Source organism: Gracilibacillus marinus, assembly GCF_042651725.1.
GTDB classification, from domain to species: domain Bacteria; phylum Bacillota; class Bacilli; order Bacillales; family Amphibacillaceae; genus Gracilibacillus; species Gracilibacillus marinus.
Map to the genome: position 1 here is coordinate 104,452 of NZ_JBHSDV010000002.1, position 19,998 is coordinate 124,449.

13 protein-coding genes are annotated in these 19,998 nt (G+C 32.4%); 7 read left to right on the plus strand and 6 right to left on the minus strand.

Features of this window, described 5'->3' with window-relative positions:
• Nucleotides 1-28 precede the first annotated feature (28 nt).
• The 6 genes from ACFOZ1_RS08395 to ACFOZ1_RS08420 all read right to left on the minus strand — a co-directional run bounded on the left by ACFOZ1_RS08395 (nucleotide 29) and on the right by ACFOZ1_RS08420 (nucleotide 5,488).
• Nucleotides 29-394 carry a DUF6262 family protein gene (locus ACFOZ1_RS08395; protein WP_390198389.1) on the minus strand — a complete coding sequence of 122 codons (366 nt, stop codon included), beginning with the start codon at nucleotides 392-394 and terminating at the stop codon, nucleotides 29-31.
• Nucleotide 395: 1 nt separating this feature from the next.
• Nucleotides 396-2,309 carry a tyrosine-type recombinase/integrase gene (locus ACFOZ1_RS08400; RefSeq protein ID WP_390198391.1) on the minus strand — a complete coding sequence of 638 codons (1,914 nt, stop codon included), beginning with the start codon at nucleotides 2,307-2,309 and terminating at the stop codon, nucleotides 396-398.
• 2 nt (nucleotides 2,310-2,311) lie between these two features.
• Nucleotides 2,312-3,397: a tyrosine-type recombinase/integrase gene (locus ACFOZ1_RS08405; protein WP_390198394.1), complete on the minus strand. Its 1,086-nt coding sequence runs from the start codon at nucleotides 3,395-3,397 to the stop codon at nucleotides 2,312-2,314.
• A gap of 113 nt (nucleotides 3,398-3,510) precedes the next feature.
• Nucleotides 3,511-4,002, minus strand: coding sequence for a JAB domain-containing protein (locus tag ACFOZ1_RS08410; protein ID WP_390198396.1), 492 nt, complete (start codon nucleotides 4,000-4,002; stop codon nucleotides 3,511-3,513).
• A 195-nt stretch (nucleotides 4,003-4,197) separates the two neighbouring features.
• Nucleotides 4,198-4,956 (minus strand): hypothetical protein, encoded by a 759-nt coding sequence (locus ACFOZ1_RS08415; protein ID WP_390198399.1) that lies wholly within the window; start codon nucleotides 4,954-4,956, stop codon nucleotides 4,198-4,200.
• Nucleotides 4,957-4,981: 25 nt separating this feature from the next.
• Entirely contained in the window at nucleotides 4,982-5,488 is a 507-nt protein-coding gene (locus tag ACFOZ1_RS08420; RefSeq protein ID WP_390198400.1) for a hypothetical protein, read from the minus strand.
• 878 nt (nucleotides 5,489-6,366) lie between these two features.
• On the opposite strand from ACFOZ1_RS08420, the gene ACFOZ1_RS08425 reads away from it, so the two are divergent.
• The 7 genes from ACFOZ1_RS08425 to ACFOZ1_RS08455 all read left to right on the plus strand — a co-directional run bounded on the left by ACFOZ1_RS08425 (nucleotide 6,367) and on the right by ACFOZ1_RS08455 (nucleotide 19,744).
• Nucleotides 6,367-7,104, plus strand: coding sequence for an N-6 DNA methylase (locus tag ACFOZ1_RS08425; RefSeq protein WP_390198403.1), 738 nt, complete (start codon nucleotides 6,367-6,369; stop codon nucleotides 7,102-7,104).
• Nucleotides 7,104-11,444 carry an Eco57I restriction-modification methylase domain-containing protein gene (locus tag ACFOZ1_RS08430; RefSeq protein ID WP_390198405.1) on the plus strand — a complete coding sequence of 1,447 codons (4,341 nt, stop codon included), beginning with the start codon at nucleotides 7,104-7,106 and terminating at the stop codon, nucleotides 11,442-11,444. The genes ACFOZ1_RS08425 and ACFOZ1_RS08430 overlap by 1 nt, the downstream gene beginning before the upstream one ends.
• A 216-nt stretch (nucleotides 11,445-11,660) precedes the next feature.
• A complete protein-coding gene (locus tag ACFOZ1_RS08435) occupies nucleotides 11,661-13,205 on the plus strand; it encodes a caspase family protein (RefSeq protein ID WP_390198408.1) in 1,545 nt (514 codons plus the stop codon).
• 116 nt (nucleotides 13,206-13,321) lie between these two features.
• Complete coding sequence (locus ACFOZ1_RS08440) at nucleotides 13,322-13,990, plus strand: hypothetical protein (protein WP_390198410.1); 669 nt, start codon at nucleotides 13,322-13,324, stop codon at nucleotides 13,988-13,990.
• Between the two features lie 17 nt (nucleotides 13,991-14,007).
• A complete protein-coding gene (locus ACFOZ1_RS08445; protein WP_390198413.1) occupies nucleotides 14,008-14,484 on the plus strand; it encodes a TIR domain-containing protein in 477 nt (158 codons plus the stop codon).
• Between the two features lie 227 nt (nucleotides 14,485-14,711).
• A complete protein-coding gene (locus ACFOZ1_RS08450; protein ID WP_390198416.1) occupies nucleotides 14,712-18,497 on the plus strand; it encodes a hypothetical protein in 3,786 nt (1,261 codons plus the stop codon).
• A 398-nt stretch (nucleotides 18,498-18,895) separates the two neighbouring features.
• Nucleotides 18,896-19,744: a TIR domain-containing protein gene (locus tag ACFOZ1_RS08455; protein ID WP_390198419.1), complete on the plus strand. Its 849-nt coding sequence runs from the start codon at nucleotides 18,896-18,898 to the stop codon at nucleotides 19,742-19,744.
• Nucleotides 19,745-19,998 lie beyond the last annotated feature (254 nt).

Sequence of the window (19,998 nt, forward strand, 5' to 3'; positions counted from 1 at the left end):
ATGGAAAAGAATCGGTTTCACAATAAAGCTAGAACAACTTGCCATGTAATTTTTGAACTTGATCTTTTAATTGTTTATTTTCGTCCTCTAATGCCATTATACGGCTTTTCAATGTCTTTATTAATACTTCCTCTGAACGAGGGCTTTTACTTTGTTTACGGGGAACTAATTCACTTATTTGCATCCCTCTTAATGTCTCAATTCTATTTCTAATGTCTTTATTTTTGTAAAGCCATGACTTTGAAACATTTGCTTTTTCAGAAACAGAATTAAAGTTAATTTTCTCTTTTTTAATTGCCATCTCTGATATGGTCTTTTCAACTCTAATTCTTGTTTTCTCCGACTTCTCTTTTGAAAGTTGAATTATAGCAGTTGTGTTACTCTTTCTTATCATCTTAATTCGTCTCCTTTAAAGAATGAATAATCTGCTCTAACCTATTTTTAACACGTTCGTTAGTTTCAACCTGACGCTGCCATTGATTCTGTTTAGCCCTATTTAGTATTTCCTTAGTTCGGTCTAAGTGCTCCTCATGTTCATTTAAAAAACTTTTACTTGTACAGAAGTTCGTACAAGTTAAACAAGCGTTAGCGTGAGGACAAGGTCCTGCAATTACTGGTAAGCGACAGTAACCATTAGGAAGAGCTTGTGCATTGATATTCTTTTTAAACCATTGAAGGTCTGTATTGTCAGCTTCACTATTATCTTCACTTAACTCCAGAATGCTACCGTTATTCGTCACCAAAGTTTCCTTGAATTTTATGAACTCTTTTTTTAGAGTTTCATCAAATATATGGGCATACCTTGCGGTCATTTCTGGTGATTCGTGACCTAAGAATTTTTGAACAATATGCTGTGGCACTCCGTTGTTTATCATTCTAGTACCAACTGTATGCCGAAAGGCATGAGCATGAAATCGAAAAATTTCTCCCTTCTTATCCATTATCTTTTCTTCATAAGCTAATTCATTTAATTTCACTCTAAAGGTATCCTGCTTCAATGGAGAACCGTCTTTTCTTGGAAATAAATACTCACAACCATTATCAAAGTCATCAGCTACCCTTTGCTCCTGAACGAGTATCAATGCAGCAATTTCTTTGGAAATGGGAATGACATGTTCTTTTTTCATTTTCCACTGATAATACTTCAAGAAGCAATCCCCTTCTTTATCCGTAATAACACTTCCTTTTTCCAACGTACAAAGTTCACTGATACGCATTCCGCATTCTTGAAGTACCATAACCATAGTAGCTATATAAGGTTCTAATTTATCTAATTTCCCGTTTAATTGTTCAAGTACATGTTCATCAATATAACGTGGTTGTGCCTTCGGCACTTTAGGATAATCTTCTTGAAAGATAAGGATCTTAGAAGGAGAATCATTCCATTCAAACCTTTGAATAGTAAAGAAAAAAACATCTAAAGTAGATATTCGTCCAGTTACCGTACTAGGTTTTAAACCTTTTAAATTAATTTCATTTAAATATTGCTCAACTTCATTTCTAGTTAATTGATGAATTCTTCGTATGCCGTTACAATTTTTGTTTATAAAATTAAAAAACTCTTTTAATCTTGATGCTGTATCAACAACATGAGAAAAGCTGCGTGTATTTAACATTAACTTACAATACCGCTTAACTAATTCTTTAAAATAATCATTTTCAAACCCCTTGAAATTGATTGTGTATTCATAGGATGTTGGATTTACCTTATCTTCCGATAATGAAAGTTTTCTTCGATTCCAAACATCTTTCTCCCATTCATCGCCGTCAAAATAGAAATCCTCATAGAACTCCATAAACTGTTTAAGATTAGTAACGTAGTAGGAGTTCGCATATACAGGAATTTTTTTTTGATTTATATCAAGCTTGTAATTTGTAGTCGTAGTTCTTACTCCTTGTTCTGCTAAGTAAGTTCGGTATTCCGACAAAGCCTTTTTTATAGGCACTTCAGTTATAGATGTAATGTCAGGATAATTTAAATTTAAAAATCCTAACATTCGGCTTATCACTGTTCCTTTTCTAATCCAAACAGATTTTGCATTCCATGTTCCATTATTTAAGTGAACATAATAAAAATATTTTAATTCTGTTTTTAACCAGATGTTTTCTACTTTATCAAAATTTACCCAACGATTTTTTAATGATGGATTCTTACTTAACTCAATCGCACTAGGATGTGGGCAAATTCTTATATCCCATCTATCTGCTGCCCAAAACCCTTGTAAAACACTAGTCATATCCGATATTTTTTTATTAATCTCTGTGCTAGTGACAAGCTTTCGATTAGTTGCAACGCTCGGAAATTTCATTTTTATGTTTCTCTCCCCTGGAGATACGCTTTATATTCATTTTTCATGTCCTGATCAGAAAGATGAACGTACGTATCAAGTGTTGTTTGTACATGTGCATGACCTAACCTTTTTTGTACATAAGCAGCATCCCATCCACTTCTAATGAGTTCTGTGGCATGCGTATGACGTAACATATGGGCGGTGAAGGTAATCCCTGTCCGTTTTACCAATCGCCTTATAAGGTCTAATACACTTTGATATTTTAGAGGTTTCCCAAAATAAGATTCTTTGAGATTTATAAATATATAATCATGCTCTAAATCTTCTCCATATTCATGAACTAAATAATTGGTATATAAAGCCATTAATTCCTTGCTAACATCGATTGTTCGTTCTTTTCTAAGCTTAATATAAGCCCCGTTTTCATTATGATCTCTTGGTGTGATATTAATCAGATTATCCCAAGTAGAAATATCTTCGATACGAAGGGATAATACCTCTCCTATCCGAAGTCCTCCTTCATACATAAGCATAATAAGTAACTTATCTCTTTTTGTATGACACGCATCAATTATTGCTTTAACTTGTTCGTGTTCTAATACTTGTACAAGTTTCTTTTTGACCCTAAGCTTTAAAATGTTTTTTTGATAAGATTTTCCTTTAGAAATATGGTGAAGAAACCCCTTGAAATTTCTCCTCCTTGCTTCTTTAGTCATGTCTATAGCCCTAAAATCTTCTGTACGATTTAAATACTCTAAGAAACTAGTTACAGCATTAAGTATGGCATTAACAGATGTTTCTTCTCTTTTAGCCTTCTTTGGTTGTAAATCTATTACCTTTACATCTCCCGTTGGATTTCTTAACCATCCAACAAAGTTTGACATTTCCTCAAATTTTAAATCTTCTAATGCAATTCCTCTCTGGCTCATAAATTCATAAAACAACTTGAGATGATAACAATATGTTTTAATCGTGTTTGGTGCTTTCCCTGTATTATCCAAGTACTTTATATATCTCTTAACCGGTTCTACCACTTCAAAATTTTTGTCTAGTAGTATGTATAATGGATATGGTTTTTCCTCCACAACTACTTTTTGAACTTTCATTTCTCCACCACCCTTAGATACTTTAACTACTATAAATAATACCTTTATATATTCATTAGTTAAAGTATTGAAATTAAAAAATCCTAAACTTTGAGTACTTAGAGTACTCTAGTTTAGGATACTATGTTTATAACGTCTCCACTAGGGTGGTTATGCCCGACAATTGCACTAGCACAGCTGCGGCGTACTAAATGATTGAACACCTCACGCGGATGTACGATACTAGCATTTAGTGAACCGACAAATACTGTTTCACGGAAAACTATCTGATTCTTTGTGTTCAATCCCAAAACTACAAAATGCTCTTGATTTAAATATTGCATGTCTTTTAAGTAATCATAAGCGTCTTGTGGCGAACGTATTGTATACCGTTGTTCTACTGGGCATGGGTTCATACGAGCAAGTTGTAAGGCAGCGATGATTTGCTCAGCTTTTACTTTCCCAATACCTTTAATTTGCAGTAACTCTTCCTTAGTTACAGCTAATAATTCCTGAATAGATGGGTAGCGGTTGAATAGCTCTGTTACTACATAACTATCTTCCTTTTCACGAGTTGTTGTTGCTAATAGATTTCTAAAAGTGACTTTATCGATTGTATTGTTCATAATAAATTCCTCCATTAATTGTTTGATTGAATTAAAAAAGGAGAGGCGATATGCGCCCCTCCAGATTGAATAGGTATTAACTTTTCGATATACTGTTGTTGATTGATTACCTGAAGATGAGTTCATGTGCCGATGAGCTCATCTATTTTTGTGCATTAAAAAAGCACATCGACTGCATTTGCAATTCATGTGCTTTCAACCAATATCCTTTTGTTCATCCAAAGCTCTTACCTTCTTCAGCACCAGTAAATCTTGAATAAAGTCTGATGCTTGTTTCTTGGTTAGATGTGTACTACGCTCAACACCAAAAGTCATCTTCATCATCTCTTTTGCAACATCTGTAGGCATGTTCATTTCACTGACGATACGGAAGATCTTCTGTAGTTGAGCTTCTGTTACTTGTTCACCTCCTTTACTAGCTTTAGTTTTTGCTTGTGGAAAATCTTCAATGTCCTGAGTGAAGATACCACTTGAACGTGTTGCAGATAGGACAGCATCAATCAACGCTCTCTTTTTTGCCATCTTCAATACGGTGTTGACGATTGTGTAAGGATCTTGTTGCTTAAAAGAAGATTCCTTGCTATTGCATGAACCTAGTCCTTCAGCTTCAACGAGTCCATTGTCTTTGCGTATAAGCGTCATCTTTACTTCATAAGCAAATATACCTGATTCCCATTGCTCAATACGATTAACTACATCAGCTGTTTTCGAGAACCCAAATACATCGCATAGCTTTTCTGCACCTGGTTTAAGTAATGTAGGTTTTGAAAATCCATCTACTAAACCATAATCAACACCTTTCACCATCACCTCTTCAACAAACGTTTGCAGTTCCTCTACACGTCGTTTTGATTCAGTAGTCGATACGACAATATTAGGCAGTGGAACTTTTTCAGATTCAATACTAGAAAATGGTACTATATTGTCTCTTTGGGATTGCATACCTGATCTCATATATTTCTCACCTCCCTTCAATAGATTAAGATTTTTTATTAATTGCATCTGCAAGTTTGGATAATCCTTTAGATGTCTTTGTAACCAGATATTTTCCTGCCTTATGATTTAATTGAATACCTTTACTAAATGCCTTAGATGAGATATCTAATGACTTAGTGACCAATCTATATGTAGATTGATTCATCTTTTCTAAGCCCTGGATAACGTTCAACAGCGCATCTTCTCCTCTTGATTCCAGGGATTCAGCAACGTTGGTAAGTACATAAGAAACTCGCTCTTTAGTAGAAACTTTGTCTTTCAAATCATCTTCATGTAATGCCTCGACTGATAATAGAGCGGTCTGGATTTTACTTCTACTATCTAGTAATTGAGATAGCCTTACGTAGTCATTGCATTCAATGGAATCAACTATCTCATCTTTAATTCTTTCATTTTCATTTAATAAAGATTGATAGATTGTTCTAATCTCTGGAATAGGAACTCCTTTCCCATTAATCAATTCATGATCCATCCATAAGTTCTTCCGCATAATAAAATTCCTCCTAAATGTTATTTGATAATCCTAATTATTTGTTGAAGTGGTGATACCCCTTAAGTGTTAACTTCAATACCAATCCATCTGACTTAGTTTTCATAGTCAGAATGAGTCCATCATCCTCGAGTTCAGACAGATTAACCTTTTGAATGTCATACTTCACTAGGAACTTTGTAGGGATCCATCTGTTTAGCTTCTTAGCTTCAATTAGAATCTTGACCAATGAGTTGTTCATCTTCATACCTCCTTTCATAGTGCGCTCCTTTCACCACGCAAGTCGTCTCTGTAACGCAAAAAACCGTTATCTATCCATAGGGATAAACAACGGTTTATATAAAGGGGTGGGGCATGAAACGGATGGGTACCCCCCTTTGTTAATATAACTGTGGTGCTGAGGGGAAATATATACGGAATTCCTCCCTATAGAAAAATTGAAAGTGATTTTATTAATACATTTTCGAAAAACAAAAGGATGTTTCACCAGAAACCAATATGTTATTAATCAGTATTGGGAAAAGGCGATTAATATACAGGAAATGATTATTATAATGGTTAAAACTTTTGTTTCCAATAATGAATCGCTAGTATTAAAGGTAAAGGATAGTCGTTTTCTACTACTGTAAAACAAGTATTATTTAAATTAATAAAATACTTTATGATAGAATAGAAGCAAAAAGATGCATTATGGAAACAATGAAAGGGACAAAATATTATTGTTCTTTATCTACAAAGTTCCATCCTGAGTACGGCCTATGTAAATATGTTATAAATACGATATAGGTCAATAATGATTTAAAATAACGTTTAATATGAAATATAGTTAAAAGAATATACTACTTGAAATTATTAACAAAGAAAGGAGGGCACCAAGTTTGGAAGAAGAAATAATTAAATCTAAGCTTCGTGTTCAAAAGCATGGAGAAGTATTTACTCCTAAAAAAATAGTAAATAAAATGCTAAATATACCAGAAATAAAAGAGGCTTGTGAAAATTTATCAGCTACGTTTTTAGAGCCGTCTGCTGGGGAAGGTGCCTTTCTTGTAGAAATACTTGATCGAAAACTAAAAATGGTATCTGAAAAACATAATAATGATTTAACTAGCTATGAAAGTTATTCCTTGCTCGCCCTAACGACACTTTATGGCATAGAGTTATTAGAAGATAATGCTCAAACATGTGTGATGAATATGTTTCAACTGTATTATGATAATTATAAAGAACAAGTTCAACATCATAATGGAATTGTAAAGAAAAAGGTATTGGATAGTGCTAAAGAAATCATTTCGTCAAATATTAGGCAGGGGAATTTTTTAACGAGGAAAGCGGTAGATGGTAAACCTTTAGTTTTCAGTGAATGGTTTCCAGTTAATATGAGGAAATCAACTAAGAACATTAAAATACAACGAACAGAATATACATTAGACGAGATATACGAAAGCGTAGAAAAAGAACCTGGAATGACTATTAGTAGAGACGAACAACGAGATTTGCAATTAGATATATTCGATATACTAGAGGTAGAGGATGTTGACGATGAAGTTAAAAAAGAAATGCGCTATATACCAGTTAATATAAACGATGTATATAAAGAGGAAATGGAGGAAGTATGATGGATAAAACAATTATTAAACCTTTTTATGAAATTCAATATAAAGTGTATGGTTACACTTTACCTGAAGTTCCCAACCATGATGGCTATGTGAAAATAGGCGATACCACACGTGAAGCGGTAACAAGAATCTTCGAACAAGTAGGTACAGCAGGCTTAAACCCAGAAATATTATTTAATAAAATGGCTCGAAAATCTGATGGTGAATGGTTTCGTGATAAAGATTTACATAGATTCCTGACTTTAAATGGAATTAAGAAGAAAGATTTTAATGGTCGTGCTGATGAGTGGTTCTATTTTAATGGAACACCAGAAAAGGCTGAAGAGCTAACAGATAAGTTTATTAACCTTGATTATGATGAGAGTCAAATTGATGATAGACATTCAAGCTATGTTTTACGAAATGAACAACAGCAAGCTGTTGAGAAAACGTATGAGTATTTTCAAAGTGAACAAGAACCAAGAGAATTCTTGTGGAATGCAAAACCTCGTTTTGGAAAAACTTTAACAACTTATGATTTTATAAGAAACTTAAAAGCAACCAATGTTTTAATAGTAACTAATAGACCTGCGATTGCCAATTCATGGTTTGACGATTTCCAAAAATTCATTGCATGGCAAGAGCCACATATGAAATTCGTTTCAGAAACGGAAGCATTGAATGGAAAAGCTATGACTAGAAAACAGTATTTAGACTATCTAGATAATACCTCTTATCCTAACCCTTCACAAATTACGTTTATATCCTTACAAGACTTAAAAGGAGCAAAGTTTGCTGGGGGCAGTTATGAAAAGCTAGAATGGGTTGCTGGATTAAATTGGGATTTGTTAGTTATTGATGAAGCCCATGAAGGAATTGATACGAAAAAGACAGATATAGCATTTAGCCAAATAAAGAGAGACTTTACATTACATCTATCTGGTACTCCCTTTAAGGCATTGGCTAATAATAAATTTTCCGAAGAGCAAATATTTAATTGGTCGTACGTGGATGAACAAGAAGCAAAAGAAAAATGGGATCCAACAATAAGTAGTAACCCTTATGAAAGCTTACCAACTTTAAATCTGTTTACTTATCAAATGAGTAAAATGATAGAAGCAGAAGTGTCTGAAGGGATAACATTAGAAGAGGAAAAAAACGTAGATTATGCTTTTGATTTAAATGAATTTTTTAGAGTGAAGGAAAATGGAAGCTTTGAATACGAACAAAGCGTCATCCGATTTTTAGATAATCTTTCAACAGGGAAATTTCCTTTCTCTAAAAACCAATACCGTAACGAACTAAATCATACTTTTTGGTTACTGCCACGTGTCAATGCTGCAAAGGCACTTGAAAAATTATTGAATGCTCATCCTACTTTTAAAGATTATAAGGTGATCCTTGCAGCAGGGGATGGGGTTAGCTTAGATGGTGGTGTAGAAGAGGAGGCTCTTAACTTTAAAGAGAACACAAAAAGTTTTGACAAAGTTAAAAGTGCGATTGAAAATTTTGATAAAACGATAACGTTATCCGTGGGACAATTGACAACAGGTGTAACTATCCCGGAATGGACAGCTGTATTAATGTTAAATAATATTGAGTCTCCTAGTTTATACTTTCAGGCTGCTTTTAGGTCACAAAATCCATTTGAGTTTGAAAAGGATGGAAAATTATATAGAAAAGAGAATGCATATATATTTGATTTTTCACCCGATAGGACTTTAAGGCTTTATGATGATTTTGCTAATAATTTATCGGGTAGTGGATCCAAGACGACAGATGAAAGAAAAAATAAAATTAAAAAGTTATTAAACTTTTTTCCAGTTATTGCTGAAGATGAAGACGGTGAAATGCATGAAATAAACGCTTCAGAAGTTTTAGCAATTCCTACTCGAATCACATCGAAAGAAGTAGTAAAAAGAGGATTTATGAGCAATTTGTTATTTGCTAATATTTCAGGTATCTTTTCAGGGGATTCACCATTTAAAGAGATTTTGGATAAAATACCACCAGAAAAAAATAAAAGATTAGAAAAACGACGAGAAATACCTGTTACAGATCCACATTTAAATGATGACGGGGAAGTAGAAATACCAAAGGAAGTAGTGTTAGGTAAATCAAAGGAACTTTTTGGTGAAAAGATATATGCAACAATAGAGGTTATTGATGAAGTTGTATTTTCATTTGAAGAAGCAGAAGAAAAGCAAAAAGAGTCCATAAAAAATTTAGCTAAAGATATAACAGAGTCGTTTTCCGATGGCTTTACTAACTTGAAGGATTCATTTAATTTAAATAAAGGACAAACTGATAAAATAAAAGGTACTGTAAATACTGTCATTGAAGATATTATAAGTGAGAAGAGTTTGACTTTAAGTAACCAAGTAAAAGAAATAGAAAAGGAATATGAAAGCAAAAAACAAGAAGCAGAAACAACTAAAGATGAGAATATGTTGAGAGCTGCAACTCAACAGTATGAAGAAGAGAAAAGGCAAATTGAAAAGTCTTTTACAGAAGAAATTAACAAAGAAGTAGAAAAAACAATCAATACAGTTGTGGAAGAACAGATAGAAAAAGTAGAAGAGAAGAAAAAGAAAACAACAGAAGATGATGTTCGTGATCACTTACGAGGGTTTGCACGTACAATTCCAGCATTCTTAATGGCATACGGGGATGACGATACAAAATTGGCGAATTTTGAAGTGAATATTGATGAAGATGCGTTTGAGGATTTAACGAGTATAACAATAAAGGAATTTAAGCAGCTCCGTGATGGATTTGAATATGTTGATAATCAAGGTGAAAAAAAGGAAATTCCAGGTTTATTCAATGAGGTTGTGTTTAATGCAAGTATTCAAGAGTTTTTAGATACGAAAAAGCGTTTAGCAAATTACTTTGACGACAGTTTACAAGAGGATATATTCGATTACATTCCTCCACAAAAAACAAATCAAATTTTTACGCCAAAAAGAGTAGTTAAAAAAATGATTAATATTTTAGAAGAAGAAAACCCGGGTATATTCTCTGACAAAACAATAAAATTTGCTGACTTATATGTAAAAAGCGGTTTGTATATTACAGAAATAGTCAAGAAATTAAATAATGGCTTGAAAGACCAAATTCCGAATCAACAGGAACGTATTAAATGGATTCTTGAAAATCAAGTATATGCTTGTGCGCCAAGTAACATTATATATAACATTGTTAAAAATTTTATCTATAATGATATGGTAAATGTGTCTACTAAAAATCTTATAGAAGAAGATACAATGAAATTAGCTAGTGAGGAAAAATTAAGTTTTGAGATATATGAGTCATTTGGAGATGATAAATTGAAATTTGATGTAATTATTGGAAACCCACCTTATCAAGATGAGACTATAGGAGACAATAAAACTTATGCCCCTCCTATCTATCATAAATTTCTGGAAGAGTCATATAAGCTAGCGGATAAAGTTGAGATGATTCATCCTTCTCGATTCTTATTTAATGCAGGAAGTACTCCAAAAGCATGGAATAAGAAGATGCTTTCTGATGAGCATCTGAAAGTTGTTGATTATATTGATGATAGCTCTAAAGTATTCCCTAACACGGATATTAAGGGTGGAATTGCAATCACATATCGAGATAAGGAAAAAAAGTTTGGAGCAATTGGTACTTTCGTTGTTCATAAAGAGTTGAATGATATTTTAACTAAAGTAAAAAGCGGAAATTTTAATGCATTTAGTGAATTAGTACACGCACCGGAGAGCTATAAGTTTACTGAAGCAATCCATGAAGACCACGATAATGTAAAAGGGCTGTTGAGTAAAGGGCATGAGTATGCAGTAATGACAAATATTTTTGGTAAGCTACCTTTTATTTTCTTAGATTCAAAACCGAATGATACTGAGGAATACTATCGATTTTTTGGAAGAGAGAACAATGAACGTGTCTATAAATGGGTAAAGACTAAATATATTGAATCTCATCCCAACTTATTAAAGTATAAAGTATTCCTTGCTAAGTCTAATGGTAGTGGTTCATTTGGGGAAAGTCTTACTGAGCCTGTTATAGCATCACCATTTGAGGGACACACCCAAACATTTATTAGTATTGGAAATTTTGACACTCAATATGAAGCCAAGGCAGTGGCAAAGTATATTAAAACTAAATTTTTACGGGCATTATTGGGCACGTTAAAAGTTACACAAGATAATAAGAAAGCTTCATGGTCAAATATTCCTAATCAAGATTTTACTAATGGTTCCGAAATTGATTGGTCAAAGTCAATACCTGAGATTGATAAACAATTGTACCAAAAATATAATTTGAGTGAGAATGAAATTAATTTTATTGAAGAAAAAGTAAAACCTATGGACTAGAAATAGAAAAATATTAAAAAATGTGTAAAATCATTACAATATCTTTTCAATCACTTTTATACAAGTGAATATTTGCTAAATTATGATAAAAATGGTTTTCAATGGATCCAATATTATTTCTCAAAACGCTAAGATTGCACACTTTCCCAATGGCAGTTTTGGCGTTTTTTTATTGGAACTAGTGCAAAGCTAACTATATAAAAGTGGGTGAAAGTTATGAAAGCGTTCCTATGTGGTGTAAGAAGATATTTAAGCCTTTCAAATATAGCTGGAAGTAAAACTGACCTTGAAAATATATATAATGCAATTGCCCAAAGGCTGAATATACACATATCAGATATTCATTTATTGGGATTAAAACAAGAGTATGTTAAGAAAAGTAAATTTGTTCAAAGATTTATGGAGTTTACGGGATCAATTTCTGAAGACGAGACCGTAATATTTTATTTCAGTGGCCATGGAAGTAATAACTCTTATGGAAGGCATGAAATTCACTTCAGTGATGATAGTATCGAAACGGAGCAAATCATTCAACTGTTGGAAAATAGCCGTAGTAAAAACAATATAGTTATCTTAGATTGCTGTTTTGCAGGTAATGTCAGCATAGAATCCAAGGCTTTAGATTTAGAAAATAATTTATCTAAAATTATTGGAAGTGGTACGGAAGTCTTTTGTTCCTGTAAAAGCGATGAATTGTCATATGAGTACGAAAATACAGGTGGTTTTTTTACTAATGTTTTTTCAAAAACACTTGATACTATACAAGGAAATGAGCGAAAAGGACTAACGGTAAGGGATTTAACAAGTTACTTGAGACGTTTTTTTGAGATTGGTTTAAAGAACGTTCGATATAAGCAGACTTTTGTTCAACTTGGAAATAGTATTGGTGATATATATCTTATTGAACCTCAACCCGAGAAATACCATCCTAAGGATGTATTTTTTGAATCAGATGATTTTGTGCTGGAAGAAGTTAAGCCATTACATTCCGGATACAATAAAAGATATTCTGTTATGATTCGCTTAAAGTCGTCATTTTCAAATATCCAAATTAAAAGGGCAGCAGATGAGATTCTGTCATTATCAGAATCATTTGAGGTTTACCAAAATAATCGACAACAACATAAGCTTATAAATAGAAGCGTAAGTCATATTTTTTGTTACTTTGGATATACCGATGAGGATATGATAAATAATAATTATTATTGTCGTAGTGTATGGGTAAATAAATTTCAGGATAAGAGACATTGGCTAAAACCTGCAAAAAGTAGCGAAATGATAGAAGATACATTGATAATTTATAATACACAGTATTTGACATTAAAAAAATTTATTGAACAGAATACCGAAAGTGATTCAGATGTGTTTTTAGTTGCTAAAGCTATAAAAGCTGATACTATCGAAATAGGTGAAAAAGTAATTAATAAATTTAAAACCTATCGAAATAAGGAAATAGTAGAGAGCGAATTAATAGACTTTATTGATTCATACTCAATCGAAATAGCTAAGTTAATAGATAGATCACTCAATCTGAGTTATACTTCTCAAAAGTTAAAACCATGGGTAGAAAAAATAACAGGGCTTACTGGAACTTTAAATGATTTTGTTTTGTTTTACGGAAAGGATTTCCTTGAAAAGAGGGATAAAGCTAATCGGATACAATGTATGGATAGTTCTATTAAATTGTTCCGTGAAGACCTTAATGAACTAGCGATCATTGAATCTGGGCTTACAGAGTTTTTTGATTATGATATAATTTAATTAAAATTACCGAAAAAAATATTAAAACTTCTAATAAAGGACATGACAACTCGGAGCAGGGTAAAGTCATGTCTTTTTTATTATAGTTTTGAAGAAGAATAAGGAGAAAAAAGATATTGTACAGTAACAGGAGAAAAGAAAGACATTTAGATAATGGATTAATATATTTCTTAATATCTTTTATTGTTTCAATTATACAGAAATTGAGTATCGTAGAGTGGTTAAAAAAAATCATAGGCAATATTGTATGGAAACGTTATAAAGAGAAGTACAGTAAAGAAGCTATACAGCGGAAGCAAAGATTTGCATTAAATATTACCATTGATGTATTTATAATTTTTAAGTTCTCATTAGTTGCTCTACTGTGGTATTTAGACTTTTCAAGCATATTAAGTAATGTAATCATTTTTTACTTATTATTTTATAATCTGTTTACATATTTCTACCACCATTTGTGGTCAGAAGTAGCTATTCGTGATCAATATCTAACTCTGCACAGAGTAAGAAGAAGATTCATAGCCTTATTCTTATCAATAATTTATATGATTATTACTTACTCGTATCTATATAAGGTTGTTTTTAGTGAGAATTTTATATGGTCAAATAATCTAATAGATTCAAAGAAGGCAATCTTGTTTAGTATTTCAAATTCATTTGCTGGTACTTATCAAGAGTTAATTCCATTAAATGACCTGGGAGAAATGATAAAAGTATCACAGACAATAATGATGTTTATTTTTATTACTTTAATATTAGCAAGGTCATTACCAGTAGCCAAAAATTAAATTAAGGAGGAAGTAACATGGCTTATAGAAACAAAACCTACGTTTGTTTCGATGCGGATATTGATATGAATTATTACCGAACACTTCAAATGTGGAAGCAAAATAGCAAGATAGATTTTTCATTTAGCAATGCCCATGAGATAAACAAATTAATGCCATACAGCAGTGAAGAAACTATAAAAAGAAAGTTAAGAGAGAGAATGTTAAATACTAAGTTACTAATTGTGTTAATCGGTGAGAAAACCCGTAATCTATATAAATATGTAAGGTGGGAAATAGAATTAGCGTTAAAGTTAGATATCCCAATAATCGCGGTTAACTTAAATAAAAAAAACAGAATAGACATGGATCGATGTCCACCTATTTTAAGAGATAAGCCAGTTGTCCATATACCATTTACACAGAGTGCGATAGTCCATGCTTTTAAGGAATGGCCAATTCAATATCCTAATTATAAAGATAAAGTAGATTTATATTCGGAGATGTTTGATTAACATCTTTTGAAAAAAGCTGCATGTTAGTACATAAAGGAAGATTGCATTGAAAAATTACAAAAAGAGCAAGGTAGGACTTCTTGTAAAATAAGAATTTACAAGTACTCATATTTGATGGAGCTCTGTATTAGAGAAGCGTGATAAGCGGCTCGTGCACCTATACAATTCGAAACGGTAATCCTTCCTGTGCTTTCAACCTGAATTAATATTATGAGGGAGTGTTGTCTATGAGCGGATGGTATGTTACAGCTAATGATATTAAGGTTTGGACAGAGACTAATAAGAGGAGAGCGGAAGAACTTTTACCTTTATTGGTAAAAAAGTTAATATACGCTTCGAGCAATCCTGATGAGTTACATTTTCCATCAGAAGATTCAATAACTATAGGCGGCTGGGATGGTATTTTAAAAGTAGATGAAGGAAATGAATTTATTCCGTCTGGAGTATCTGGATGGGAGTTTGGTACAAGTGTAAACGTAAAGAGTAAAGCAGATGGTGATTATAGTAAGCGAACAGAAGAACCAAGCCCAGTAGATAAAAAGGGTTCAAGCTTTGTATTTGTGACTTCGCGTGTTTGGAAAAATAAAGATGAGTGGGTCGAGGAGAAAAATAAGGAAGAAGAATGGGGAAATGTTATTGGACTGAACGCAGAAAGTTTACAAAACTGGTTAGAACAATGTCCAGCAGTACACCGATGGTTTTCACAATTAATTGGAAAGCGGTCTAGTGACACATTTGATATAGATCAAGCATGGAATATGTTTTCAAAGTCTACAGGAATTCATTTAAATAAGGAATTTTTCTTATATTCACGGGGACAAGAGGAAAAAGAATTAATAAAACTATTAAAGGAAAAATCCAATGTTATTAAAATTAAGTCGAAGTCTAAAAGTGAGGCCTATGGATTTTTACTTTCTGTAATTCAGAAGTATCCTGAAATGAGTTCTCGTTGTTTAGTAATAAATGAACAAACATCGTGGGATCATATGGCAAGTAGTGACCAAAATTTAATATTAATACCCAATGAATTTGATCCTAAAGGTATTGGATATGCCTTAGATAAAAATCACTCTGTATTAATGGCGGTGGATGATAAAAGTATTGATAATGTGTCAATTAATATTAATAAACATTCAAGAATTGAAAGGCAACGTGCAATTGAAAAGCTAGGATTTGATAGTGAGGAAGCTGTAAAGATATATCAGGATACCAAAGGATTCATAGAACCTGTTTTACGCCACCCTTTAATGAAACCAATCAATAAAATTTATCCAGAATGGCCAAAAAAGACTTCATCGGATGTTTTGTTTGCTGTATTCTTTGCTACAGAATGGATGGATAATAATGACTCAGACAAAGAAGTAATGGAGTTATTATCTGGCTTATCCTATGAAAAGTTTGAAAGGGAAATAATTACACTTTCTAAAAAACATGATCCTCCGATTAGGAAGATAGGGGCGGTATGGCAAGTAATTTCAAAAATGGACTTATGGCTGTTAATATCCTATAGAATATCTAAACCTAATATAGAGCGTTTCAGAATAGTCCTTGAAAAAGTTTTAAGTGATATTGATCCCTCATATGATCTTAGTTCAGAAGAACGGGGATTTGCTAGTATTAAAGGAGTGGAGCCTTTATATTCTCAAAAATTGAAACATGGTATAGCTGATAGCTTATCACTATTATCGGCTTATGGTGATGAGTATTCAGAACAATTAGGGGGAGATAAGCCTTCTGAACTCGTTGAATATTGGATGAGACAAGTATATAAGAATAATAATATTACTGAGTTTTGGTATTCATTTAATACTATAACACCTTTATTAGCGGAATCAGCACCAAATGCATTTCTTGATGCTGTTGAAGAAGCAAGTATAGGGAATGACCCAGTTCTACTAGGATTATTTAATGCAGAGGGTGAAGGCATCTTTGGGGGGTGTTATCATTCAGGTTTATTATGGGGAATTGAACTTATATCCTGGAATAAACAATATACTTCAAGAGCTAGCTTATGCCTAGCACGTTTGACAGAAATAGACCCGGGTGGTAAATGGAGTAATCGACCATTTAATTCATTGGTTGAAATTTTTTTAGGTTGGCTAAATAATACAACAACTACACATCAGGAAAGAGTAGAAATTCTAAAGCAGGTTTTGATACCAAGCCATCCAGGAGTTTCCTGGAATTTAATGATTAAGTTACTTGTTGACAACACAACAGTAAGCTCAGGTATTTATAAACCTAAATATAGAGAATGGCAAAATGTAGACAATTCAAAAATCACCAACAAGGATTATTTTAATTATATAGGTGCCATTGTTGATTTAATTCTAGTTGAGGTAAATGATGATATTGCTAACAGGATTCCTGACTTATTGGATAATTTTGGCTCATATAATGTTGAGCAACAAAAACGTGTAATTAGTTATTTATTCGAGGTGGAGATAAATTTAATAGATATTGATTCCAGAGATAAAATATTAGAAAAGTTAAGAGAGATTTTATCTAGACATCGTGAGTTTCCTAAAGAAGACTGGTCGTGGCCAGAACCTTTACTAGACAAATTAGAAAAGGTCTATAGTTTATATTTATATAATGATGTCATTGAAGATAATAAATATCTTTTTAATGATTACTGGCCAAATATAATTGACTCTGTAGAAAGCTATAGGAATGATTATGACATAAAAGAAAAGCTGATATTGCAAAAGAGAATCTCTTCAGTAGAAAATGTGTACGAGAAATATGGGGTAGATGGTATTTTAAAATTAAGTGAAAGTTGTTTATATCCTGGTTTAGTGGGAGAAATATGCTGGAAGTCTACAATATCTGATTTAGTACAACAACTCGCCCTGGATTCTTTAGAAGAGAATAATAACGATAAATTTGCAACAGGGTATATTTCGGAACTGGCTAGACAAGATAATGATATGGCTATTGAAATAATAGATAAAAATTGGTCTTCAAATAAAAAGGTACATTATTTGCTATCTATACCTATTTCAGAAAAAGTAATTCAAATTGTAGACAAGTTGGATATTGAAGAAAAAACATTATTTTGGAACAATACTAAATATTATAGGGTCATGGGTGATAAATTAGATTTAGCGTGTAAAATTGCAAATAAGCTTTTTGAAAATGGTAGGCCGTTGACTGCTATACATTCTATATCGCACCTTTTTAGGAAGAGAGAGTTTAGTTCAAAGATAGATTCTAGATTAATAGGGGCAATTCTTGTTGATATCGCAACCAAACCGAATAATGAAGGGAATCTATTACAGAATATTCGTTATGGAATATTGGAAGCAATTAAATTTGTTCAAAGCTCAGGTGATTTTGCGGAGAATGAAATTATTATAATAGAGTGGTTCTTTTTAAAAATGTTTAGAAACGAGAGAATTAAACCTATAAATTTAATTAATAAAGTAAAAAATGAACCGTCTTTTTTCACTCAACTGGTAATATGGGTTACAAAACGAAATGATAATAAACAGGATGCTGTTGAAGATATATCTGAGGATATAAAAAGGAATAGGGCTGAAAATGCATACGATTTATTAAAAGCTGTTAATATTATTCCAGGACAACAAAATAAAAAGGATACAACTGTAAATATTCATATATTAGGTGAATGGATATCTAAATCTAGAGAAGAACTTGAAAAAGCTGGTAGGGCTGGAATAGGAGATATTTACATTGGAAACTATTTATCAAAGTCTCCTTTAGGAGATGATAATATCTGGCCACATAATTCTGTTAGAAAAATCATTGAAACCATTAAAAGTAAAGACTTTGAACATGGGATGGTAACAGGAATGTTAAACTCAAGAGGTGCGACTTGGAGAAATCCATATGATGGTGGCGCACAGGAAGCTAATTTGGCAAAACAATATTATGAAAATGCAAATGCTCTCCAATTGATTTTCCCAAGAACAGCTAATGTTTTAAGATCAATAGCAAGATCTTATGAAGGTTATGCAAAAATGGAAGATCAGGATGTGGAACTAAGTTAATATAACAATTTTATATGTTTATTGTGTTTGTACAGTAAATAGGATTCAGAAAATAAAAAGGATCAAAGAAAAGGTCTAGATAGAAAGTCAATGAATGCCTTTTTACTGTCAAATGCGAGTTGAAAGAATAATAGATTTCGGAATACATTTCGAAAAGTAAATAATGAAGATAAGGGTCTGACTGACCCCAGTATCCCAGAAATGCATCTAATACCTGAGCTCATAGGGGTCTGACCCTTTCAACCTCAAACAATTTATCGCTTGAGCGTTTAGCTCAGACATCACAGGATTTTAACTTAACGCTAAAGACTGTTAATTTTAATATTGCAGTTTCTTTCGCGTTTTATTTATAGGATACTAATAATTTGGCTCTACAAAGGTAGAAAAGGGGTAAGGTAATGAGCATCAACGAGACTAATTTAAGAAGAACCATTAGAAATGATGGTGAACTTTCAAAAAAACTAGTAGCAGTGAGGAAAAAAAGAGATGATGAAGCAAAGAAAATAAATACAATAACCAAGAAACGTAATGTTACGAGTTCAGATTTACAAAGGTTAGAACGATATCAGAAAAATCTACTAAAATATGAAAAAGAAATGACACAATTAATGGAACGGGTTCGTAAAAATAATGATGATATTAACAGATATAAAGAACGAGTCGACAAAGAACAAAAACGGGAATACGAAAAAATGATGAAAGCTATTAAATCTCAAACAAACACGAATGAAAATTATATGAACAGGTTATCGGAAGTATCAGAAAGGTTAAATGAACTGGCTATAGATGTTAAGCATACTGCACATGAAAAAGAGATTATAGAATTTGACGTATTTTTATCTCATTCAAGTCTTGACAAGGAAATCTTTGTTACTGAGCTATCTGAAAAGCTAAGTGAAAAAGGGCTTAAAGTTTTTGAGGATGTTAAAGTTTTTAAAATAGGACAAAGTCAAACAGATATGATGAATATCGGAATTTTAAATTCAAGATTTGTTGTAGTCTTCCTATCATCTAATTTTATTCAGAGTGGATGGTCTGAGTACGAATTTAAGAGCTTTTTAAACCGAGAAATTAATGAAAAGAAAATAATTATATTGCCGATATGGCACGATGTGTCGGCTGAACAGGTACGTCAATATAATCCGTATTTGGTTGATAAATTTGCTCTAAGTACGGAAAAGTTTACGGTAGATGAAATGGTAGAACATATTTATCAGGTGATTTTTCAATCAAAGGAAGCAGATTAATCAGTGAATGAGGGTTTAGTCTTTAGCTTCTCTAGAAATTTTCACCATTATTAATCACATTGAAAGAAGCTCGATGAGATATGGCTAGAGTCTATAATTAAATAAACCCACCGATTAATATAGTAAAAAAACATGCTTGCATTTTTCAAACACAGGAAAAGGAGACACTTTTTCCTAACTTATTTTAACTTGTACAAGGTAATATACATAGTTTATATCGTGTATTAGAGGTAACTGACAGAGCAGATGGGTGA